A 22,017-nucleotide genomic window follows, 5' to 3' on the forward strand; every position below is an offset into this window, starting at 1 on the left:
CGGTTCGGCGGGCGCACCCACGCGGTCCTGCGATGATCGGGAGGTGCACGACGACCTGGCTCTCGACGCCCCCCAGCAGCCCCAGAACCTGACGGCACCGTACGACGCCCTGCTGCTCGCCTCCTTCGGCGGGCCCGACGGCCCCGACGACGTGATGCCCTTCCTGCGCAACGTGACCGCCGGCAAGGGCATCCCGGACGAGCGGCTGGCCGAGGTGGCCGAGCACTACCACCACTTCGGCGGGGCCAGCCCGATCAACGGGCAGAACCTCGCGCTGCAGCGCGCGCTGGTCGCCGAGCTCGACCGGCGCGGGCTCGACCTGCCCGTCGTGTGGGGCAACCGCAACTGGACGCCGTACACCAAGGACGCGCTCGCGGCGGCCCACGCGGACGGGGCACGCCGCGTCCTCGCGCTGGTGACCAGCGCGTACGGCTCCTACTCGGGCTGCCGCCAGTACCGCGAGGACTTCTGGTCCTCGCTCGACGCGCTCGCGGTCGACCTGGGCCTGCCCGAGGGCGAGCACCCGCTGGTGCTCGACAAGATCCGCCCGTACTTCGACCACCCGGCGTTCGTCGCCGCCAACGTCGACGCCGTGGTCGAGGCGCTCGCCCAGGCGCCCGACGCCCGCGTCGTGTTCGTCACGCACTCCGTGCCGGACACCATGGAGGAGGCGTCCGGGTACGCGGGCGCGACGTACTCGGAGCAGCATTTCGAGGTCGCGCGGCTGGTCGCGCAGGGCGTCGCCGAGCGCGGGGGCCGCGCCCCCGAGTGGGACCTCACCTACTGCTCCCGCTCCGGTCCGCCCAGCCAGCCGTGGCTCGAGCCGGACGTGAACGACCACCTCGAGTCGCTCGCGGCCGCGGGCGTCACGTCGGTGGTCATCGCGCCCATCGGGTTCGTGTCCGACCACATGGAGGTCGTGTTCGACCTGGACACCGAAGCGCTCGAGACCGCACGCGAGCTCGGCCTGACGGCCGTGCGCGCGGACAGCGTCGGCGTGCGCGACGTCTTCGTGCGCGGGCTGGTGGACCTGGTCGTCGAGCGGGCCGCCGCGGCCCGGGCGACCGACGCCGGGCAGCCCGCGCCCGAGCCGGTGCACGTGGGCACCCTGCCCCCGCGGCCGGACGTGTGCGCCCCCGGCTGCTGCCGCCGCCAGGCCGGCGTGGACTCCGGGCGTCTCGCCGCCTGCGGCGTCGACCCTCGGGCCTGAGCCCCCACTCCCGCCCCCCAACGGAAGGACCCGTCGTGAGCCACCCCCCGGTCGACCACGAGGAGCTGAACACAGGCGTCCGCTACGCGATGTGGTCGGTGTTCGCGCTCGAGGAGGTCCTGCCCGAGCACCCCGACGAGCGGGCGCAGCTGGTGCAGGAGGCGCTGGCCGCGGTGGCCGAGGACAGCGGGCTCGTCGTGCGCGGCTGGTACGACGTGGCGGGCCTGCGGGCGGACGCCGACCTCATGGTCTGGTGGCACGCCGAGACGGTCGAGCAGGTGCAGGGCGCCTACCAGCGGCTGCGCCGCAGCGACCTCGGCCGCCACCTGCTGCCGGTGTGGTCGGTGGTGGGCCTGCACCGCGCCGCGGAGTTCAACCGCGCGCACGTGCCGGCGTTCCTGGCCGGCGAGGACCCGGGCGACTACCTGTGCGTCTACCCGTTCGTCCGCTCCTACGACTGGTACGTGCTGCCGGCCGACGACCGACGCCGCATGCTCGTCGAGCACGGGCACGCCGCGCGGGACTACCCGGACGTGCGCGCCAACACGGTCTCGGCGTTCGCGCTTGGCGACTACGAGTGGATCCTGGCGTTCGAGGCCGCGGAGCTGCACCGCATCGTGGACCTGATGCGCGAGCTGCGCGCCACCGACGCCCGGCTGCACGTGCGCGAGGAGGTGCCGTTCTACACGGGTCCGCGCACCACGCTCGAGGCCTGGGCGGAGCGTCAGCCCGTCGGCTGACCGGACGCGCCCTCGCCTGGGGCGGCGGCGGGTGCCATGATCGGGCGCATGCTGCGACTCGTGGGTCGGTGGCGCGTGACGGTGCGGTCACGCGGGATGCTCGGTGGGCCGGATGGCGGGACGGACGGCCCGGGGGAGGTGACCCCCGGCCTGCCCGAGGACGACGAGGACCGCACGGCCGAGCTCACGTTCGACGGCGACGGCCAGGTGTTCGGCTCCGGCGGGGTCAACCGCGTGCGCGGGACGTGGTCGATCGAGCAGGACACGCTGCGGTTCGGGCCGATGGTCTCGACGCTCATGGCCGGCCCGGCCACCGCGATGCGCCAGGAGGCGGAGCTGCTGCGGCTGCTGCGCGGTCCGCTAGGCCTGCGCACGCCCGCGGGTGACGCCGAGACGACCAGCGACCCGCTGCGCGGTCCCGACGGCGCGCCGGAGGGCGCGGCGGTGCCGACCGTCGAGCTCGTCGCGGCCGACGGCGACCGGCTGGTGCTCGAGCGCCTGGCGGACGACGAGGAGCGCGAGCACGGGCGCGCGTTCGTCTGAGGCGTGCTGCCCGACGCGGCGCCGCGCGCGGTCAGGGCTCGCGGTCAGGGGTCGAGGTCAGGGGTAGAGGCCGCGGATCTGGTGCGCCTCCGCGACCCGCTGGACGCCGATCGTGAGGGCGGCCTCGCGCAGCGTGAGCGACTCCGACCGCGCCTGGGCCGCGACCGCGTCGTACGACGCGCGCATCCGCTGCTCCAGGCGCTCGGCGATCTCCCGCTCGGTCCACCAGTACGCCTGGTTGGCCTGGACCCACTCGAAGTAGGACACGATCACGCCGCCCGCGTTCGCGAGGATGTCGGGCACCACGACGATGCCGCGCTCCGCGAGCACGCGGTCGCCCTCGGTGGTCGTCGGACCGTTCGCGCCCTCGACGACCCAGCGCGCCTTGACGCCCGCGGCGGTCTCCTCGTCGAGGACGCCCTCCACGGCCGCGGGGATCAGGACGTCGACGTCGAGCGTGAGCAGCTCCGCGTTGGACACGGGCTCGCCGCCCGGGAAGTCCGTCAGTCGGCCGCCCTGCGCGACGTGCCGCAGCAGCGCCGCGACGTCGAGCCCGTCGTCGGCGCGCAGGCCGCCGTCCACGTCGGACACCGCGACCACCCGCGCGCCGCCCTCGTGCAGCCACCGGGCCGCGTGGGTGCCCACCTTGCCGAAGCCCTGCACCGCCGCCCGCACCTCCGAGAGCGCGACCCCCGCGTCCGCGAGGGCGGCCTGCGTCGCGTGCACCACGCCGCGGCCCGTCGCGGTGGCGCGCCCCAGCGAGCCGCCGACGGTGAGCGGCTTGCCGGTGGTCACGGCGGGGATCGTGTAGCCGAGGTTGACCGAGTAGGTGTCCATGACCCAGGCCATGGTCTGCTCGTCGGTGCCCACGTCCGGTGCCATGATGTCCCGCTCGGGACCGATGATGGGCATGATCTCGCTGGTGTACCGGCGGGTGACCCGCTCGAGCTCGTCGGCCGAGTACCCGCGGGGGTCGATCGTCACCCCGCCCTTGGCGCCCCCGTACGGGACGTCGACGACCGCGCACTTCCACGTCATCCACATCGCGAGCGCGCGCACCTCGTCGACGTCCACCGACGCCGCGTAGCGCAGCCCGCCCTTGCCGGGGCCGCGGGAGATGTTGTGCTGCACGCGGTACCCGCGGAACAGGACGATCTCGCCGGAGTCCCGGCGCAGCGGGACCGCGACGTTCATCTCCCGGCGGGGGGTCGCCAGCATCTCGTGCAGGCCGGGGGAGTACCCCAGGATGTCGACGGCGGACGCGAGCTGGGCCTGGGCTGTGGTCAACGGTGACGTCACGCCGACCACTCTGCCATCCCCGCCGCCCGCGCGCGGGGTCAGGCGGACGCGCGCACGATCAGCTCGGGGGCGAAGATCAGGGGCTCGCGCGTGACGGGCTCCCCGTGCAGCTGCGCCAGCAGGCGCCGCCCGGCCGCGCGTGCCATCGACACCACCGGCTGCACCACCGTCGTCAGGGGCGGCGTCGTCGAGGCCGCGACGCCGATGTTGTCGTAGCCGACGACCGCGACGTCGCCCGGCACGTCGATCCCCATCTCCGCGAACACGCTGAGCGCCCCCGCGGCCATGAGGTCCGACGCGATGAACACGCCGTCCACGTCCGGGAACCGGTCGACGAGCTCGCGCGCGGTCGTCGCCCCGGAGGCGAGCGTGAAGTCGCCGTGCAGGACGGCCTCCTCGGCGAGGCCGGCGGCGCGCACGGCGGAGCGCCAGCCGGCGAGGCGGTCGACGCCCGCGGACATGTCCTCGGGTCCGGCGATGGTGGCGAGCCGGCGGCAGCCGCGCTCGATCAGGTGCCGCGCGGCGAGCTCGCCACCGGCGAAGTTGTCGGTGTCGACGTAGTGGACGTCGGCGGGGTCGACCGACAGGGGACGGCCGACGAAGACGTTGGGCACGCGCGAGGACAGCAGCGCCCGGTCGAGGTCGTCCGTGCGGTGGTGGGAGACGACGATCGCGCCGTCGACGTGGCCGTTGCGCAGGTAGCGCACGGTCCGCTCGCTCTCGCCCGGCCGGGCGATCACGAGGACCACCTGGATGTCGGACTCCGCGAAGGAGGTGCTCAGGCCGTTCAGCGTGCCGGCGAAGAACGGGTCCGAGAGCACGCGCTCGTCGGGCTCCGGCACGACCAGCGCGATGGAGTCGGTGCGCTTGGTCACCAGCGAGCGGGCGGCGCGGTTGGGCGTGTACCCGAGCTCCTCGACCGCCGCCTCGACCGCGGCGAGGGCGTCGGGGGAGACCCGCAGCCCGCCGTTGATCGCGCGCGACGCCGTGGAGCGTGAGACACCGGCACGCGACGCGACCTGCTCGAGCGTCGGCGCCAGCGGGCGCTCGTCGTCGTCGATCACGACGGAGGAGTTCTCGACCACCATTGGTCCGTTCCCTTTCGGCGTACCGGCCGGACGGGTGCCGGTCGGTGACAGACGGGGCGTGCGGCCCCCGGTCCGGACCCGGCTGCCGCCGGGTCCGGACCGCAGGACGTCAGCCCTTGACAGCGCCCGCCATGATGCCCGCCACGAGCTGGCGGCCGGCGAACGCGAACAGGACGAGCAGCGGCAGCGTCATCAGGAACACGCCCGCCATGATCAGCGAGTAGTCCACGAAGTAGTTCTGCTGCAGCAGACGCACCGCGAGCGGCAGCGTCGGGTTCTGGTTGTTGAGCACGATCGACGGCCAGAAGAAGTTGACCCACTGGGCGACGAACGTGAACAGCGCGAGCATCGCGGCGGCCGGCCGGGCGGCCGGGAGCGCGATGGCCCAGAACGTCCGGAACATCGACGCGCCGTCGACGCGGGCGGCCTCGATGAGCTCGTAGGGCAGCGCCTCCTCGAGGTACTGCGTCATCCAGAACACACCGAACGCCCCGACGAGCGACGGCACGATGACCGCCTGCAGGTGCCCGATCCAGCCGAGCTTGGACATCACGATGTACAGCGGGACGACACCGAGCTGGGTCGGCACGGCCATCGTCGCGATGACGAAGACGAGCAGGCCACGGCGCCCGGGGAAGCGCAGCTTGGCGAACGCGAAGCCCGCGAGCGTCGAGAACATGACGGTCGACGCCGAGACGACGACCGCGATGATGACCGAGTTCCAGACCGCCTGCCAGAAGCTGAACGACTGCGCGTTCACGACTTCCTTGAACTTGTCGAAGATGCTCAGGTCGGGGAAGAGCTGCGGCAGCGCCTTCTGCGCGATCGCGACGGGGTCGGAGGACCCGATCACGAGCGTGTAGTAGAGCGGCAGCAGCCCGATCAGGACGACGAGGGCGAGCAGCACGTAGATGACGACGTGCGGGCGACGGTCGTAGCCGCCGACCTTGCGGTTGGCCCGGCGCGCGGCTGCGCGCGCTGCGCCCTTGCCGGCGCTCTGCTGGATGGCGGGGATCGAGCTCATGCCGACTTCCTCTGTGCGTCGTAGCGCTGCTTGGCGGCCTTGATCTCCCGCTTGGACGGTGCACCGGACCCGGTCGCGATCCGCTGGGTCACGAAGAAGTTCACCATCCCGATCGCGAGGATCAGCAGGAACAGCAGCCAGGCGATGGCCGCGGCGCGGCCCAGGTTGTACTGGCCGCTCCAGCCGGTGTTGTACAGGTAGAGCGTCATGGTGAGCCACTGGCGCGAGGCGCCGCCCTGGCCGGTGCTGTCGAACACGCGGGGCTCGTCGAAGATCTGCAGGCCACCGATGGTCGACGTGATGACGATGAAGATCACGGTCGCGCGGATCTGGGGGATCGTGACCGAGAAGAACTGCCGCACGCGGCCGGCGCCGTCGATGATCGCGGCCTCGTAGAGCTCGCGCGGGACGGCCTGCATCGCGGCCAGGAAGATCAGCGCGTTGTAGCCGGTCCAACGGAAGTTGACCATCGTCGCGATCGCGAAGTGGCTCGCGAGCGGCGAGACGTGCCACTGCACGGCGGGCAGGCCGATCGCGGTGAGCCAGCTGTTGATGAGACCGGACTGGTCGGCGAACAGGCGGCCGAAGATCAGGCCCACGGCGACGGGGGCCACGACGTACGGCAGCAGCACGCCCATGCGCCAGAACGTCTTGGCGCGCAGGTTCTGGTCCAGCAGCGCGGCGATGAGGATCGCGGCGATCACCTGCGGGATCGAGGACAGCAGGAAGATCGAGAACGTGTTGCGCAGCGACTTCCAGAAGTCGGGCTGGCCGAACACGTCGGTGAAGTTCTTGAACCCGACGAAGTCGCCCTGGCCCTGCAGCATCTGCCACTGGTGCACCGAGACGTACCCGGTGTACAGGATCGGGAACAGCCCCGTGATCAGGAACAGGATGAAGAACGGCGAGATGTACAGGTAGGGCGAGACCTTGACGTCCCAGCGGCTCAACGTCTGGGAGAAGCCCACGCGGCGGGTCTTCGGGGGGAGCGGGTCGAGCTCGTCCTCCGGAGCGACAGGTGACTTGACGGGCATGACTACCTCATGACGGCGGGATGTGGGCACGGCGCTCGGCGGGAGTGCTGCTCTCGCAGGTACGAGAGTCAGGACTCCCGCCGAACGCCGTTCGGGTCCGGGGGCCGGTCAGCGGACCGGCCTCGCGGCGGGTCGGGCGGGGCACCGGGGCGCCCCGCCCGACCGTCACCGGGTCAGAGGCCCAGCGCGCCGAACGCGTCGAGCGCACCCTGCCACGCGGTCTGCGCGTCGGCCGACTGCTCGACGTCGACCTTGGTGATCGCGTCGGTCACCGTCGTGTGGACCGAGAAGTAGTTCGGGCCCTTGAACGGGGTGACCTTGATGGCGGCGTAGCGGTTGCCGAAGATCTCACCGACGGGCGCGTCGTTGAAGAACGCGTTCTTCGCGCCGGTCAGCGCCGGGTCCTGCAGCGCCTCGGTCTGGCTCGGGAACGTACCCGCGTTCTCGAACGCCTTGATCTGGATCTCGGGCGAGGTCAGCCACGCCGCGAGCTCCTTGGCGGCCTCGGCGTTCGCACCGGCGGCCGGGACCGTCAGGTACGAGCCGCCCCAGTTGCCACCGCCACCGGGGAAGACGTCAGCGACGTCCCAGCCGGTGATGCCGCCCGAGTTCTGCTCGATCGGACCGGTCATCCAGGCGGGGCACAGCATGGTCGCGAAGCCGTCCTTCTGGAAGGCCGCGGTCCAGTCCTCCGACCACTGGCCGAGGTGCGCCGAGAGCGCCTGCACCTCGTCCGAGGTGACCGTGTTGTAGGCCTCCTGCGCGGTGGTGTTGTCCGCGAGCGGGACGACCGAGCCGTCCGCGTTCTCGTAGGCGAACTCCTGCTGGTTGATGAGCGCCTGGTAGATCGCGCCCGCGGAGTCGAACCACGCCGAGTCCGACTTGTCGGCGAACGTCTTGCCGACCTTGAAGTAGTCGTCCCAGGTGGCGTTCTCGCCACCGAGCAGCTCGGCGACCTCGGCCCGGTCCGTCGGCAGACCGGCGGCCTTGAACAGGTCGGAGCGGTAGCAGATGGCCTCGGGGCCGACGTCGGTCCCGTAGCCGATGAGCTTGCCGTCGGCCGTCGTGGCCGGCTTGGTCTTGAACTCGAGCCAGCGGTCCTTGACCTCGTCGGAGTTCAGGTCGAGGAACTTGTCGCCCGACTGCACGAGCTCGGGCAGCCAGTCGATCTCGATGGCCTCGACGTCGGCGAGACCCGCGCCACCGGCGGCGAGCTTCGTCGTGAGGTTGGTGCGGGCGTCCTCCGACTTGGCGGCGACCGTCTGCTTGACCGTGACGTTCGGGTGCGTCTTCTTGTACTCGGCGAGCAGCTCGTCGGTGTAGCCGAAGTTGTTGAACGTCGCGACGGTGAGCGTGATCGGCTTGCTCGAGTCGCCCGTGGCGCCGCCGGACGTGGCGTCGCCCGGGTCCTCGTCACCGGAGCAGGCGGTCGCCAGGAGGGCGACGCTCGCGACCCCGGCCGTGACGGCCAGGAACTTGCGGGTGGTCTTGCGCACTGTGACTCCCTTGTCAGTCGGACGGCTGCTGTGCCGCACCTGGGCGCCGCGACCGGGCCCGTTGCCCGGGTGCGGCCTCGACGTGGGTCTGGGGGACCCGGCTTGGGAGCGCTCCCCTCCGCAGTCTGCGGGAGCGTTCCCACGCGCTGGGAGGAACTGTCGTCGGCGGCGGGCCGGGTGTCAAGGACGGTTCGTCCGGTCACGTTCGTGGTAGCGGTCCCACACCGGCATCGATGCAGGTCAGAGACTGTTCCCACGATTCCCACGTTACCGAATCGTTACGGCGTGGAAGCGCTTCCGTTATGGGGCCGCGTCGGTCGCCCGAGACCGGTCCACCTCAGGCGCTGTGCGGACCCGGACGCGATCCTGGACGCAGGGTCAGCTCGGCGACCTCCGCCGTCGCGCTGAGCGCCGTGCGCACCGCCTCGGCGACGGCGCGCTCGACGACCTCGGCGAACACCGGGACGCCCGCGTGCAGGTCGCCGGCGTACCGCAGGGCGCTCGTCCCGGGGCCGTGCGCGACGAGCGTCACCGTGCCGCGCAGCCGGACGGGCGTACCCGTGACGTCGACGGCCACCGTGCCCGCCCGGTCGCCGTCCGAGTCCGGCGCGCCCCACTCCTCGACCTGCGTGATCTCGAGGCGGCCCCGGGCGAACGCGCGCAGCGGCGCCGGCACCTGGTCGCTCGTCAGGCCGCGCCGCGTCCTGATGCGGAACGCGCCGGGGGCTGCGCCGGCGACGTCGACCTCGTCCGGCGTCGCCCCGCTCGCGCGCACGCACCGCGCCACGAACGCCGGGTCCGCGAGCAGGGAGGCCGCCGACCGGGGGTCGGTCGACAGCAGCAGCATCTCGGTCAGGCGCACCCGGGTTCCTCCGTCTCGTACGGGCCTCCCGGCTCGGGGCCGGGTCGTCTCGCCGCCGTGCCACGGCGTGGTCACGCTCGCGCCCGCGGTCGTCGTCGCACGAGCCTAGGGCGCACCTAGGCTGGGGCCGTGTCCACGCTGAGCACCCTCGTCGAACGCCACGGCCCGCTGTCCTCCGCCGACCTCGAGTGGCTGCACCTGCTCGTCGGGGACTGGCAGGTCGTCTCCGACCTCGCGTTCGCGGACCTGGTGCTCTGGCTCCCGACGACCGACGGCGACTTCGTGGCGGTCGCCCAGTGCCGCCCGTCCACCGGGGCGACCGTGCACTACGACGACGTGGTCGGCGCGACCGCGCCCGAGGGGCAGCGGCCCCAGCTGCAGCGCTCGCTCGACGAGCGGCGTCCGCAGCGGTCCCGCGAGCCGCGGTGGTTCGGGTCGTACGCGGTCCGCGAGGAGGCCATCCCGGTGGTGCGCGACGGCCGGCCGATCGCGGTGATCGCCCGGCAGACCAACCTCGGCGGCGCCCGGACGCCGAGCCGGCTCGAGCTGAACTACGTCGAGGCGGCCGACGACATCCTCGGCATGATCTCGCGCGGGGAGTTCCCGGCGCCGGACGCCCCGACCGGGCCCCGCCGCGGCGCCCCCCGCGTGGGGGACGGGCTGGTGCGCCTCAACTCCGAGGGCGAGGTGATGTACGCGAGCCCGAACGCGCTGTCCTGCTTCCACCGGCTCGGGGCACTCGGGGACCTGACGGGGCGGTCGCTCGTCGAGGTGACCGCGGACCTCCTGCCCGACCAGCGGGCGACCGTCGACGAGTCGATGCCGCTGGTGCTGATGGGCCGTGCCCCGTGGCGCACGGACGTCGAGGTGCGGGGCGTCGCGCTCTCCCTGCGGGCCGTCCCCCTCACCGAGGGCGGCCACCGCACGGGCGCGGTGCTGCTGTGCCGTGACGTCTCGGAGCTGCGGCGCCGCGAGCGGGAGCTCATCACCAAGGACGCGACCATCCGCGAGATCCACCACCGCGTGAAGAACAACCTGCAGACGGTGGCCGCGCTGCTGCGCCTGCAGTCGCGGCGGATGACCTCGCCGGAGGCGCGGGACGCGCTGGCCGAGGCGATGCGCCGGGTCGCGACGATCGCGCTGGTGCACGACTCGCTCTCGCAGACGATCGACGAGTCGGTGCCGTTCGACGACCTCGTCGGGCGCAGCCTGCGCCTCGCGGCCGACGCGGCGTCCGCCGGCGCGCACGTGCGCACCACCGTCGCCGGGACGTTCGGGTCGATCCCCGCCGAGGACGCGACCGCGCTCGCGCTGGTGCTGACCGAGCTGGTGACGAACGCGGTGGAGCACGGGTTCGACGGCCGCGAGCAGGGCAACGTCGAGATCGTGGTGCACCGCGACGGCGACGAGCTGGAGGTCCGGGTCGACGACGACGGCGCGGGCATCCCCGAGGGGCGGGGCGCCGGCTCGGGGCTCGGCACGCAGATCGTCCAGACGCTCGTCACCAACGAGCTGCGGGGGACCATCACCTGGGCGCCGCGCGAGGAGGCGGGCACGTCCGTCCGCGTGACGGTCCAGCTCCGTGGCGCGCGCGAGGCCGCGGTCCTCGGCTGACCGGTGCCGCGCCGCCCCGGGGTGATGGAGTCCCTCGCGTGCCCGGGAACGGCGGAAGGGGCCGCCCTGGCGGGCGGCCCCTTCCGGGAGATCGTGGTGCGGAGCGCTCAGCTCGCGCGGCGCTGGCGCGCGGTGCGGCGCTTGAGCGCGCGCCGCTCGTCCTCCGACAGCCCGCCCCAGACGCCCGCGTCCTGACCCGTCTCGATGGCCCACTTGAGGCACGTGTCGACGACGTCGCAACGACGGCAGACCGCCTTGGCCTCCTCGATCTGCATGAGGGCCGGGCCCGTGTTGCCGATCGGGAAGAACAGCTCGGGGTCCTCGTCGAGACACGCTGCGCGGTGGCGCCAATCCATGAGATCTCTCCTTGGGCGCACGACGACTGCGGCGCCCGGGGTGAGGGCGCACGCGACGTCGCGGTCATAGTCGATGGCTGCCCCGTCGCGGCCCAGGGCGGGTCCACGGGACGAGGCGTGAGGGGGGTGAGCGAGAACTGCTGACATCCACTGTCACACCGTCCCCGCGTTCGCACAAGGGGTTACGGGAACGTTTCGACTCCGTAACGGATGAGGTCTTCGTCACACTTGACACGGCGCGACACGCCGTGTGGAGCGGGGCGGACCTCGAACACCGCGCTGAACTGGTCACTTGTCCAACAGGGGCGCTCCGGGAGCGTGGTATGGGTCACGGTGCGCCGGTGGGCGCGACCCGCCGGGTCGTAGGCTCACGCGGGTGAGCACCTCCGCCCCCGGGCCGGCGCCCCGCACGCGCGCGCCGCTCCCGCTCGTCGTCGTGTGCCTCCTGACGCTGCTCGAGGCGGCGCTCGCCGCGGGCCTCGGTATCGCGTGGCTGGTCGACCTCGTGACCGGACGGGCCGACGCCGCGGCGGCCACGGCCTTCCTCGCCGTCTTCGCGCTCGGCATCGCCCTGCTGCTCGGGGCGTGCGCGCGCGGGCTGTGGCGCGGGCGGCGCTGGGCGCGGTCGCCGGTGATGACGTGGCAGATCCTCCTCGTCGTGCTGGCCGTGGGGTGGCTGGGTGCCGAGGTGACGCCGTGGGCCGTCGCCGTGCTCGTCGTCGCGCTGGCCGTCGGGATCGGGCTGCTGCTGCCGCCGGTCGTGGCGGCGACCACGCAGGGGCGAGCGCCGGAGGCCGACCCCGCCGCCTAGCGGGCAGACGGCCGCCCGCCGGGTCGGCACGCCCGCGCGCCCGTGCACCGCGCCCGCCCGTGCACCGCGCCCGCCCGTGCACCGCGCCCGACCGTGCACCGCGCCCGCCCGTGCACCGCGCCCGCCCGTGCACCGCGCCCTCCGGCATCGAGCCGGGGACGCCGATGGCGCCGCCCGGTGCCCCCTCCGGCACCCGGCAGCGCCACCGGCGCGTCCCTGCGGTCAGTCCACGGCGAGCGCGGCGACCGGGGGAGTGCGGACCGCCGAGCGGGCGGGCAGGACCGAGGCGAGCAGGCCGGCGGCCAGCGCGACGACCAGGATGATCGCCAGGTCCCGCCACGGGACGGCCAGCTCGGCGCTGCCGAGGCCGCCGAACACGACGGCGGAGCCGGCCCAGCCGTAGAGCACGCCGATCACGGCACCGAGCACGGCCCCCACGCCGGCGATGAGCACGCCCTCCGTCGCGAGCGAGATCCGCAGCCGGCGGCGGGTGAGGCCGATCGCGCGCAGCGTCGCGGACTCGCGGCGCCGCTCGATGACCGACAGCGACAGCGTGTTCGCGACACCGACCAGCGCGATGAGCACCGCGACGCCGAGCAGCGCCACCACGATCGCCAGCAGCGTGTCGATCACCTGCTCGTACTGCACGCGCGAGGACACCGGGCTCTCGATGATCACGGACTCGTCGCCCAGCGACTCGCGGACCTCGTCGACCACCGCGACGGCGTCGGCGTCGGGCGCGATGCGCGCCCAGACCGTCGTCGTCGGCACGTCGCCGCCCGCCACGCTGTCGAACGTGCGGGGGTCGAGGAAGACGTCCGAGAAGGCGGCGCTCGGCGCGACGACCACGTCGAGCTCCGGGGTCGCACCGCCCGCGAGGGGCTCCCCGGTCGCCGGGTCGAGCCCGGTCACGGTGGCCCGAGCCAGGTCGTTCCCCGACTCGTCGGCGGGCGCGCTCGGCACCACGACGCTCGACGACGTCACGGCGTCGGCCACCGTCCGGTCGCGCAGGACCGACACGACGTCGTCCGTCATGGCGTGCGCCGTGTACCAGGAGCCGCCCACGTCGACCTGCATGCTCGGCACGTCGACCGCCTGGGCGACGCCCGGCACGTCGGCGACCGTCGCCAGCACGTCCGCCGCGAGCACGTCGTCGCTCGCCGGGGTGATCGCGATGTCGACCTGGTACTGCTCGTCGAGCTCGGAGCCCAGCGAGGCGCGTGCGCTCGCGGCGCCCGTGCTCATGAGGGCCACGAGGGTCACCCCGATCAGGAGCGCGGTGCTCGTCGCGGCGGTGCGGCGCGGGTTGCGGACGGTGTTGGCCGCCGCGAGCCGGGCCGCCGGGCCGGAGCGGCCCAGCAGGCGCCCGACGAGCCCGACCGCACGTGGCACCCAGAACACGGCACCCACGAGCACGCCGACGAAGGAGACCGCGCCGCACAGGATGCCGAGCGCGAGCCAGAGCTCGGTCGCGGTCCGGGTGACGAGCGAGCCGACGACGGCGAGCGCGAGGCCCGCGGTGCCGCCGACGCCCAGCAGGAGCGCGAGGACCAGGCGGACCCGGCCCGCCCGGCTGGCCACCGCGGGCGCGTCCATCGGCCGCAGGGCGGCGACCGGGCTCACCTGGGTCGCGGCCCGGGCCGGCACCAGCGCGGCGAGCACCGTGACGATCACGCCGACGACGACGGGAGCGACCACGACCGCCACCGACATCGGGACGTAGCGCGGCAGCGGCATGTCGTCCTGGACGTTGCGCAGCACGGACAGCGCCCCCTGCGCGACGCCCGTGCCGAGCAGCACGCCGAGCACGGACGCGCCCAGCCCCAGGATCCCGGCCTCGAGCAGCACCGAGCGGCGCAGCTGCCCCCGCACCGCCCCCACGCACCGCAGCAGCGCGAGGGTGCGGGTCCGCTGCGCGACGATCACCTGGAAGGTGTTGGCGATGACGAGCGCGGCGACGACGAGCGAGATCGCGGCGAAGCCGAGCACGGCGGCGATCAGGAAGTTCTCGCCCCCGCCGAGCTCCTCGATCTTCGCCTCGGCCGCCTGGTCGCGCGTCAGCACGTCGGCGTCCGGCACCGCGGCGGTGAGCGCCGCGCGCACGTCGCCGGGCGCCGCCCCGGTCGCGGTCGCGACGAGTGCGCCGTCGCTGCCCAGCGCGTCCTCGCCGCCGCCGGACCAGGTGACCACCGAGTCGAGCGTCGCCATCGCGGCGCCGCCGTACCCGGTCCACGCGCCCCCGGGGTCCGCCGTGAGGCCCGTGACGAGCAGGTCCGCCTTCTCCTCGGTGCTGTCGCCCGTCGACTCGTCGTAGGTCCAGTAGGAGACCGAGACGGTGTCCCCGACCTCCGCGTCGATGCGCTCGGCCGCGTCGGCCGGCAGCGCGATCTCGTCGTCCCGCGTGGGCGCGTCGCCCGTGGGGACGGTCAGGGTCGAGAGGCTGGGCGCGGACGCGACGGGCACGACGACCTGCCAGGACCGCTGGCCCCCGTGGCGCAGCTCGATGCCGCTCCAGGTGATCGGGTCCGCGGCGGCGACGCCGTCGACCGCCCGGATCGCGTCGAGCTGCCCGGTGACGTCCCCGTCGACGACGAGGTCGGCGCGGGCGAACGTGGCGGTCACGGAGTCGTAGCTGGAGCGGGTGATGACGTTGCCCGTGAGCAGCGTCGCGGCGACGAAGCCGGTGCCGATCGCGATGGCGATGGCCGCCGCGGTCAGGCGCCCGAGGCTCCGGCGCATCTGGGCGAGGGTGAGGCGCAGCATCAGGCACCCACCCCGTCGACGACGGGCGCCTCGAGCTGGCGCAGCGCCTCGAGACCGGCGAGCACCGACTCGGGGGTCGGGTCGGCGATGTCGCCCGCGATGCGGCCGTCGGCGAGCAGGACGACGCGGTCGGCGTACGCGGCGGCCGTGGGGTCGTGGGTGACCATGATGACCGTGCGGCCGAGCTCGCGGACCGAGCGACGCAGGAAGGACAGCACCTCGGCGCCCGAGCGCGAGTCGAGGTTGCCGGTCGGCTCGTCGGCGAAGACCACCTCGGGGCGGGTGACGAGCGCGCGGGCGATCGCGACGCGCTGCTGCTGTCCGCCGGACAGCTCGCTCGGCCGGTGCGTGAGCCGGCCGCTGAGCCCGAGCGTCGTCACCAGCAGGTCGAACCACTCGCGGTCCGGCCTGGTCCCGGCGAGCTCGAGCGGCAGGAGCACGTTCTGCTCGGCGGTGAACATCGGCAGCAGGTTGAAGGACTGGAAGACGAACCCGACCCGGTCCCGCCGCAGGCGCGTGAGCGCGTCGTCGTCGAGGCGGGTGATGTCGGTGTCGCCCAGCAGGACGGTGCCCGCGGTGGCCAGGTCGAGCCCGGCGAGCAGGTGCATGAGCGTGGACTTGCCCGAGCCCGACGGGCCCATGATGGCGGTGAACGCGCCCGCCGCGAAGTCGACGTCGACGCCGTCGAGCGCCTGCACGGCCGACGCTCCGCTGCCGTAGGTCTTGCGCAGCCCGCGCGCCGACGAGGCGGTGCGGTGCTGCGGGCCGCTCGCGGCGGGCTGCTGGCTGGGGCTGGTGGAGACGGTGCTCACGGGTGCTCCTCGGTCGTGCGCGGAACGTTGTCTGCGCGGGACGTTGCGTGCTCCACGCTAGGCAGCGGACCGGTCCGCCCTCGTCGGCCTGCGGTCGCGAACCCGGGACCGCACGTCATCCCGTGGCATGACACGCGGGTACGACGAGGGCCGGGCGCTCAGGACCCGGGCCGGACCAGACCCGCCTCGTACGCCGTGACGACGGCCTGCACGCGGTCGCGGGCGCCGAGCTTGGCCAGGATGCGGCCGACGTGCGTCTTGACGGTCGCCTCGGCGACGAACAGGTCCTGCCCGATCTCGGTGTTCGACCGGCCGCGCGCCATGAGGACCAGCACCTCGCGCTCGCGCTCGGTGAGGTCGTCGACCGCCTCCTGCGCGGGCGAGGGGCCGTCGTCGGTCGCGGTCCGGGGCAGCGCGGTGACCAGGTGCTCGATGAGCCGGCGGGTCGACGACGGCGCGATGACGGCGTCGCCGTGGTGCACCGTGCGGATCGCGGCGAGCATCTCCTCCGGCGGGGCGTCCTTGAGGAGGAACCCGCTCGCGCCGGCCCGGATCGCGGCGAGCACGTACTCGTCGAGGTCGAACGTCGTGAGCACGATGACGCGCGGGGCGGGCGGCGCCGCCGGGTCCGCGGGCGCGCCGTCGGCCGGGCGGCCGACGATCCGGGCCGTGGCCTCCAGCCCGTCCATGTTCGGCATGCGCACGTCCATGAGCACGACGTCGACGCGGCCCAGCGCCGTGCGCGCGGCCGGGTCGAGCGCACGGACCGCCTGCGCGCCGTCACCGGCCTCGAGCACCACCTCGAGGTCGGGCTGCGAGTCGATGACCATGCGGAAGCCGGCGCGCACCAGCTGCTGGTCGTCGACGAGCGCGACGCGGATCGGGCTCGGGTCGGTCATCGTGGCTGCTCCTGGGCGAGGGTCTCGGGTGCGGTGCGCGGTGCTGGGCCGGGGGTGCCGTCCGGAGCCCCCGGGGAGGGGGACGCGCCCGGGGGCTCGGCGTCGTCCGCGCGCGGGGCGCTCGCGGGGATGGGCAGCCGGGCGTGGACACGGTAGCCGCCGCCCGCCCGCGGCCCGACCGTCACGGTGCCGCCGAACATGCTCGCGCGCTCGTGCATGCCGCGCAGCCCCTGGCCCAGGCCGTCGGAGTCGGCGGCCGCGCCGCGGCCGTCGTCCGTCACGTCGAGCTCCACCGCGTCGAGGTGCCACTGCAGCACGACCGTCACGCGCGGTCCGGGACCGGCGTGCTTGAGCACGTTGGTCAGCGACTCCTGCGCGATCCGGAACAGGGCCAGCCCGACCCCCGGCGGCAGCGTGCGCGCGGTGCCCATGCGCACCAGCGAGACGTGCGCCCCGCCGCCGCGGACCTGCTCGACCAGCTGGGCGATGTCGGAGGCGCCGGGCTGGGGCGTGGTCTGGGCCGGGAGCACGCCGGGGCCGTCGGCGTCCGTGCGGGCCCGGCCGTCGGGCTCGGAGCGCAGGACGCCCAGGAGGCGCCGCATGTCCGTCAGCGCCGCGCGGCCGGTCTCGGCGATCGTCTCGAGCGCGCGGCTCGCCGCCGCGGGGTCCGCCTGCGCGGCGTACCGGCCGCCGTCCGCCTGGGCGATCACCACCGAGAGCGAGTGCGCCACGATGTCGTGCATCTCGCGCGCGATGCGGGACCGCTCGGCGACCGTGGCGATCACGGCCTGCTGGTCACGCTCCTTCTCGAGCTGGTCGGCCCGGTCCACCAGCGCCTCGATGCGCTCGCGGCGGGCACGGCGCGCGAGGCCGAACGCCCAGGCCGCCAGCGCCATGGTCGCGACGAGGACCACGGTGACGACCGCCGCGGGCTCGTCCCCGACCCACACCTGCATCCCGAGCACGAGCGCGCCGAGCAGCGCGCCGCCGATCGCCACGCGGTGACCCCAGCGGGGGCCGTGCACGGTGATCGAGTAGAGCGCGGCCAGCACGGCGAGGTCGGCGGGGAAGATGATCGAGATGCCGGCGAGCTGGTGCAGGAGCGCGACGGAGTAGATGGTCGCGGCGCTCGCGACCGGCCGGGTGCGCCGCCACGCGAGCGGGCCGATGAGCAGCGCGGCCCAGATCCCGGTGCCCTCGCCCGTCGTCGACGTGCCCGTGACCAACGCCGAGACCGGGACCACGACGAGCGCGAGCACGGCGGTGCCGATGGCGTCGACCGGCCACTGGTGGCGCTCCTCCCACCGCAGCAGCCGCTCCCACGTGCTCATCCCCCGAGCGTAGGCGGCGCGGACGCGCCGGTCCGTCCGCCCAGGGGCGGACGGTGCGCGCGCGGCGTCGTCCCCCGGGCGGGCGCGGGGGCAGCCGTGACGGGATCCCGACGAGGTCGACACGGCCGCAGGGGTGGCGGCGGTGACCAGGGCGTGACCTAGCATGGGGCAATGACCCAGGTGCTGCTGGCCGAGGACGACCCCGCGATTGCCGAGCCTTTGGCTCGCGCGCTGGGACGTGAAGGCTATGACGTGAGCGTGCAAGGAACGGGTCAAGGCGCCATCGACGGAGCGGCCGCGGCCGACCTCGTCGTGCTGGACCTGGGCCTGCCGGACATGGACGGCCTCGACGTCGCGCGCGCGATCCGCAACCAGGGTCTGACGACCCCCGTGCTGGTCCTGACCGCGCGCGCCGACGAGGTCGACCTCGTCGTCGGCCTCGACGCCGGCGCGGACGACTACGTGACCAAGCCGTTCCGGCTCGCCGAGCTCCTGGCGCGCGTGCGGGCGCTGCTGCGCCGCACCGCGAGCGAGGCGGGGGACGAGGACGAGCTCCACGCGCAGGACGTGCGGGTGGACGTCGCGGCCCACCGGGCGTTCCAGGGTGAGCGCGAGCTGCACCTGACGGCCAAGGAGTTCGACCTGCTACGCGTGCTCGTCGCGTCGTCGGGCACCGTCGTCGGGCGCGAGACGCTCATGCGCGAGGTCTGGGACTCGGACCCGCACGGCTCCACCAAGACGCTGGACATGCACGTGTCCTGGCTGCGCCGCAAGCTCGGTGACGACGCGAACGCGCCGCAGTACATCTCCACGGTGCGCGGCATGGGCTTCCGGTTCGAGACGGGCGCGACGCGGCCCGTCGGCGAGACCGTCTAGGGCGGGCGCGACGTGCGTCGTCGCGTCCTGCAGGCGACGATCGCGGCCGTCACGGTCGCCGTCGTGCTGCTCGGCTTCCCGCTCGCCTTCCTCGGCGCCCAGCTGGTGCGGGAGAACGAGGTCCAGCGGCTCGAGGCACGCACCACCGCCGCGGCCCGCGCGGTCGACTTCCGGATCGACCAGGGCATCGAGATCACCGACCGGATGTTCGAGCCGTACGCGGAGGCCGGCGAAGGGGAGCTGCCCGCCTCCGTCGTCGTGCGCGTGCCGGACGGCACCGTGTTCCAGGCGGGCACCCGCGTCGAGGGGCGGACGCTGTCGGTCGAGACCATCTCGGCCAACGGCGCCGTCGTGGAGCTGTACGTCTCCTGGTGGGACGTGTTCTGGCTCAGCGCGCGCGTGATCGCCCTCGTGGTGGTCGCCGCGATCGTCGCGTTCGCGGCCGGCATCGCCATGGCGATCTGGCAGGCGAACCGCCTGGCCGCCCCGCTGGTGTACCTCGCCGCGTCGGCCGAGCAGCTCGGCTCGGGACAGGTGCGCCCCCAGCTCGAGCCCTCGGGCGTCGAGGAGATCGACCTGGTCGCGTCCGAGCTCGCGCGCAGCGCGGACCGCATGGCCGGGCGCCTCGCGTCGGAGCGCAAGTTCGCGTCCGACGCCTCCCACCAGCTCCGCACGCCGCTGACGGCCCTGTCGATGCGGCTCGAGGAGATCATGCTCGCGTCCGACGACGCGGAGGTGCGCGAGGAGGCGCGGATCAGCCTCGAGCAGGTCGAGCGGCTGGTCCGGGTGGTCGACGACCTGCTCCTGTCCTCCCGCCGCGCGCAGGGCGGGACCACCGAGCCGGTCCACCTCATCGAGGTGGTGCACCAGCAGGAGGAGGAGTGGGCGCCCACGTTCGAAGCCGCGGGGCGCGCGCTCGTCGTCGAGGTCGACCCGTCGACCCAGGCGCTGGCGACACCGGGCGCGCTGGCGCAGGTGGTCGCGACGCTGCTGGAGAACTCGCTCCGGCACGGCGGGGGCACGACGACCGTGCGGTCGCGCACCGGGGGCGCCTCGGGGGCCGTCGTGCTCGAGGTCGCCGACGAGGGCGACGGCGTGCCCGACGAGCTGGCCGGCCGGATCTTCGAGCGGGACGTGACCTCCGGCAAGGGCACCGGCCTCGGCCTCGCGCTCGCGCGCGACCTGGTCTCCGCCGACGGCGGGCGGCTCGAGCTCGCGCAGCGGCGGCCCGCGGTGTTCGCGGTCTTCCTCTCGGGCGTCCCGGCCTCGCTGCGGCCCGACGTCGTCCTGCCGCTCGGAGCCGTGGTGTCGGCGCGACCGGACCGCCGGCGCCGCTGAGCCCCGCAGCGGGCCGCGTCGTCCGCGGGTGAGCGGGCTCGGTACTGTGGGGGGCCGATTCCTGCCCAGCAGCGATCGCGCCCCGAGCCGACCACCGAGCCGACCACCGAGCCGACCACTGAGCCGATCACCGAGCCGACCACCCGAAGGACCTGCATGCACCGCCTCGCACCCGCGTTCCAGCACTACGCCTGGGGCTCGACGACCGCGATCCCGCAGCTCCTCGGTCTCCCGGTCGACGCGCGCCCGGTCTCCGAGGCCTGGTTCGGGGCGCACCCGCTCGCTCCGGCGCGGCTGGACGACCCGGGCGCCAGCACGCTGGACGCGTTCGTGGCGGCCGACCCGCACGCGGTCCTGGGCGACGACGTCGTCGCGCGGTTCGGCGAGCAGCTGCCCTACCTGCTCAAGCTCATCGCGGCGCAGTCGCCGGTCTCGCTCCAGGTGCACCCGTCGCTCGCGCGCGCGAACGCCGGGTTCGAGCGGGAGGAGGCGGCCGGGGTGCCGCGCGACGCCCCGCACCGCAGCTACCGGGACCGCAACCACAAGCCCGAGCTCGTGTTCGCGCTGACCCGGCTCGACGCGATGGTCGGCTTCCGTGCGCCGCGGCGGGCCGCCGAGCTCCTGGCCGGGCTCGAGTCGTCGCTCGCGGAGCGCCTGCACGCCCTGCTCACGGCCGACCCGTCACCGCGAGGAGTGCGTGCGGCGTTCGAGTGGCTGCTGGCGCCGCAGACCCGTCCCGACGCCACGGACGTCGCGGAGCTCGCCGCCGCGTGCCAGCGGCGCCTCGACGCGGGGTCGCCGTCCCCGCGCACCGACCGGACAGTGATCCGGCTGAACCGTCACTACCCCGGCGACCCCGGCGCGGTGACGTCGGTCCTGCTCAACCCGGTGACGCTGCAGCCGGGCGAGGTGCTGTTCGTGCCGGCCGGAGCCGTGCACGCGTACCTCGAGGGGTTCGCGGTGGAGCTCATGGCGAACTCCGACAACGTCCTGCGGGCCGGTCTCACGGCCAAGCACGTCGACGTCCCGGAGCTCCTCGACAACCTCGACACCGTCGCGGCACCCCCGATCCGGATCGCCCCCGAGCACGTCTTCACCTCGACCGAGATCTTCTACGCGCCGGTCGACGACTTCGAGCTCTCGGTGACGCACCTGGACTCCGAGGTCGAGGCGCGCCTGCCCGGCCGCGGGCCGCGGGTGGTGCTCTGCCTGGACGGCGCCGCGCACGTGCGGGGGGAGCGCGACGGCGAGCTGGAGCTCGCGGCGGGTCAGGCGGCCTTCGTGCCGGCGGCCGACGGGCCGCTGCTCGCGAGCGGGCACGGCCGGCTCGTCCAGGCGGACGTGCCCTGACGGGACCTCAGCGGCGGTCCGGGCCCGGTTCGGCGGAGGGCTCGTGGGCCGGCACGGGGGACGGTGTCGCGGCGCTCTCGACGAGCGCCAGCTCGTCGCGCTCGTCCTCGTCGGCCCCCGTGAAGACGAAGCGCTTGTAGCCCACGTACCGCAGGACGGTGCCGAGCGCGATGCCCAGCAGGTTCGCGGCGTTGTCCGGGACCGGGCCGTCGAGGTGCAGCACGTACTGCGAGACCGCGAGCGGTGCGGCGCCGATGACGAGGCCGAGGCCGTTGATCACGCCGAACAGCAGGAGCTCGCGGCCGCGGTGGCGCGTGCGCTGCTCGGCGAACGTCCACAGCCGGTTCCCGACCCACGACACGAGCGTGGCCACGAGCGTGGCGACCACCTTCGCGGTGATCGGCTTGGCCTCGAGCAGCTCTCCCGGGCCGAACCGCAGCAGGTTGTAGAGCCCCACGTCGACGACGAACGCCACGCCGCCGACCGTCAGGAAGCGGGTCAGCTCGACGAGCCGCGCCCAGCGGGCCGGCCCGAGCGCGGTCGCCGGGTTCGTCACGTCGCGAGGATATCC

20 protein-coding genes are annotated in these 22,017 nt (G+C 74.1%); 8 read left to right on the forward strand and 12 right to left on the reverse strand.

Going from position 1 to position 22,017, the window contains the following annotated elements:
- The first annotated feature begins 43 nt into the window (after positions 1-43).
- The 3 genes from KIN34_RS09710 to KIN34_RS09720 are packed head-to-tail and all read left to right on the forward strand — an operon-like array spanning position 44 to position 2,493.
- Positions 44-1,210 (forward strand): ferrochelatase, encoded by a 1,167-nt coding sequence (locus KIN34_RS09710; RefSeq protein WP_307858175.1) that lies wholly within the window; start codon positions 44-46, stop codon positions 1,208-1,210.
- Positions 1,211-1,245: 35 nt separating this feature from the next.
- Positions 1,246-1,950, forward strand: a complete 705-nt coding sequence (gene hemQ, locus KIN34_RS09715; protein WP_214349764.1) for a hydrogen peroxide-dependent heme synthase — start codon at positions 1,246-1,248, stop codon at positions 1,948-1,950.
- Between the two features lie 48 nt (positions 1,951-1,998).
- The gene (locus KIN34_RS09720) at positions 1,999-2,493 is read left to right on the forward strand and encodes an META domain-containing protein (RefSeq protein ID WP_214349768.1); all 495 of its coding nucleotides are present in this window, start codon (positions 1,999-2,001) and stop codon (positions 2,491-2,493) included.
- A gap of 57 nt (positions 2,494-2,550) precedes the next feature.
- Here the strand turns inward: KIN34_RS09720 and KIN34_RS09725 are convergent, their stop codons facing one another.
- The 6 genes from KIN34_RS09725 to KIN34_RS09750 all read right to left on the reverse strand — a co-directional run bounded on the left by KIN34_RS09725 (position 2,551) and on the right by KIN34_RS09750 (position 9,296).
- Entirely contained in the window at positions 2,551-3,801 is a 1,251-nt protein-coding gene (locus KIN34_RS09725) for a Glu/Leu/Phe/Val family dehydrogenase (protein WP_214349771.1), read from the reverse strand.
- 29 nt (positions 3,802-3,830) lie between these two features.
- On the reverse strand, positions 3,831-4,880 hold the full coding sequence (locus KIN34_RS09730) for a LacI family DNA-binding transcriptional regulator (RefSeq protein WP_214349774.1): 1,050 nt from the start codon (positions 4,878-4,880) through the stop codon (positions 3,831-3,833).
- A gap of 109 nt (positions 4,881-4,989) precedes the next feature.
- Positions 4,990-5,904 (reverse strand): carbohydrate ABC transporter permease, encoded by a 915-nt coding sequence (locus tag KIN34_RS09735; RefSeq protein ID WP_214349777.1) that lies wholly within the window; start codon positions 5,902-5,904, stop codon positions 4,990-4,992.
- Positions 5,901-6,938, reverse strand: coding sequence for a carbohydrate ABC transporter permease (locus tag KIN34_RS09740; RefSeq protein ID WP_214349779.1), 1,038 nt, complete (start codon positions 6,936-6,938; stop codon positions 5,901-5,903). The genes KIN34_RS09735 and KIN34_RS09740 overlap by 4 nt, the downstream gene beginning before the upstream one ends.
- A 173-nt stretch (positions 6,939-7,111) precedes the next feature.
- The gene (locus tag KIN34_RS09745; RefSeq protein WP_214349782.1) at positions 7,112-8,434 is read right to left on the reverse strand and encodes an ABC transporter substrate-binding protein; all 1,323 of its coding nucleotides are present in this window, start codon (positions 8,432-8,434) and stop codon (positions 7,112-7,114) included.
- Between the two features lie 337 nt (positions 8,435-8,771).
- Positions 8,772-9,296, reverse strand: coding sequence for a DUF2505 domain-containing protein (locus KIN34_RS09750; RefSeq protein ID WP_214349785.1), 525 nt, complete (start codon positions 9,294-9,296; stop codon positions 8,772-8,774).
- Between the two features lie 129 nt (positions 9,297-9,425).
- Between KIN34_RS09750 and KIN34_RS09755 the strand changes: the two genes are divergently transcribed.
- The gene (locus tag KIN34_RS09755) at positions 9,426-10,910 is read left to right on the forward strand and encodes a sensor histidine kinase (protein WP_214349788.1); all 1,485 of its coding nucleotides are present in this window, start codon (positions 9,426-9,428) and stop codon (positions 10,908-10,910) included.
- Between the two features lie 107 nt (positions 10,911-11,017).
- On the opposite strand, the gene KIN34_RS09760 is transcribed toward KIN34_RS09755, so the two are convergent.
- A complete protein-coding gene (locus KIN34_RS09760) occupies positions 11,018-11,266 on the reverse strand; it encodes a WhiB family transcriptional regulator (RefSeq protein WP_214349791.1) in 249 nt (82 codons plus the stop codon).
- Between the two features lie 376 nt (positions 11,267-11,642).
- Between KIN34_RS09760 and KIN34_RS09765 the strand changes: the two genes are divergently transcribed.
- A complete protein-coding gene (locus KIN34_RS09765) occupies positions 11,643-12,077 on the forward strand; it encodes a hypothetical protein (RefSeq protein ID WP_214349794.1) in 435 nt (144 codons plus the stop codon).
- 222 nt (positions 12,078-12,299) lie between these two features.
- Here KIN34_RS09765 and KIN34_RS09770 read toward each other — a convergent pair whose 3' ends face one another.
- The 4 genes from KIN34_RS09770 to KIN34_RS09785 all read right to left on the reverse strand — a co-directional run bounded on the left by KIN34_RS09770 (position 12,300) and on the right by KIN34_RS09785 (position 17,882).
- Positions 12,300-14,840 (reverse strand): ABC transporter permease, encoded by a 2,541-nt coding sequence (locus tag KIN34_RS09770; RefSeq protein ID WP_214349797.1) that lies wholly within the window; start codon positions 14,838-14,840, stop codon positions 12,300-12,302.
- Positions 14,840-15,652 (reverse strand): ABC transporter ATP-binding protein, encoded by an 813-nt coding sequence (locus KIN34_RS09775; RefSeq protein WP_214349800.1) that lies wholly within the window; start codon positions 15,650-15,652, stop codon positions 14,840-14,842. Before KIN34_RS09775 ends, KIN34_RS09770 begins: the two co-directional genes overlap by 1 nt.
- A gap of 158 nt (positions 15,653-15,810) precedes the next feature.
- Complete coding sequence (locus KIN34_RS09780; RefSeq protein ID WP_214349803.1) at positions 15,811-16,551, reverse strand: response regulator; 741 nt, start codon at positions 16,549-16,551, stop codon at positions 15,811-15,813.
- On the reverse strand, positions 16,548-17,882 hold the full coding sequence (locus tag KIN34_RS09785) for a sensor histidine kinase (protein WP_214349806.1): 1,335 nt from the start codon (positions 17,880-17,882) through the stop codon (positions 16,548-16,550). Before KIN34_RS09785 ends, KIN34_RS09780 begins: the two co-directional genes overlap by 4 nt.
- A gap of 171 nt (positions 17,883-18,053) precedes the next feature.
- Between KIN34_RS09785 and KIN34_RS09790 the strand changes: the two genes are divergently transcribed.
- The 3 genes from KIN34_RS09790 (at position 18,054) to manA (ending at position 21,446) form a co-directional block, all read left to right on the forward strand.
- Entirely contained in the window at positions 18,054-18,758 is a 705-nt protein-coding gene (locus KIN34_RS09790; RefSeq protein WP_214349808.1) for a response regulator transcription factor, read from the forward strand.
- Between the two features lie 12 nt (positions 18,759-18,770).
- Positions 18,771-20,096: a sensor histidine kinase gene (locus KIN34_RS09795; protein WP_214349810.1), complete on the forward strand. Its 1,326-nt coding sequence runs from the start codon at positions 18,771-18,773 to the stop codon at positions 20,094-20,096.
- Positions 20,097-20,252: 156 nt separating this feature from the next.
- The gene (manA, locus tag KIN34_RS09800; RefSeq protein WP_214349812.1) at positions 20,253-21,446 is read left to right on the forward strand and encodes a mannose-6-phosphate isomerase, class I; all 1,194 of its coding nucleotides are present in this window, start codon (positions 20,253-20,255) and stop codon (positions 21,444-21,446) included.
- Positions 21,447-21,453: 7 nt separating this feature from the next.
- Here manA and KIN34_RS09805 read toward each other — a convergent pair whose 3' ends face one another.
- Positions 21,454-22,002 (reverse strand): GtrA family protein, encoded by a 549-nt coding sequence (locus tag KIN34_RS09805; protein WP_214349814.1) that lies wholly within the window; start codon positions 22,000-22,002, stop codon positions 21,454-21,456.
- Positions 22,003-22,017: the final 15 nt, after the last annotated feature.

Source organism: Cellulomonas fulva, assembly GCF_018531375.1.
GTDB classification, from domain to species: Bacteria; Actinomycetota; Actinomycetes; order Actinomycetales; family Cellulomonadaceae; genus Cellulomonas; species Cellulomonas fulva.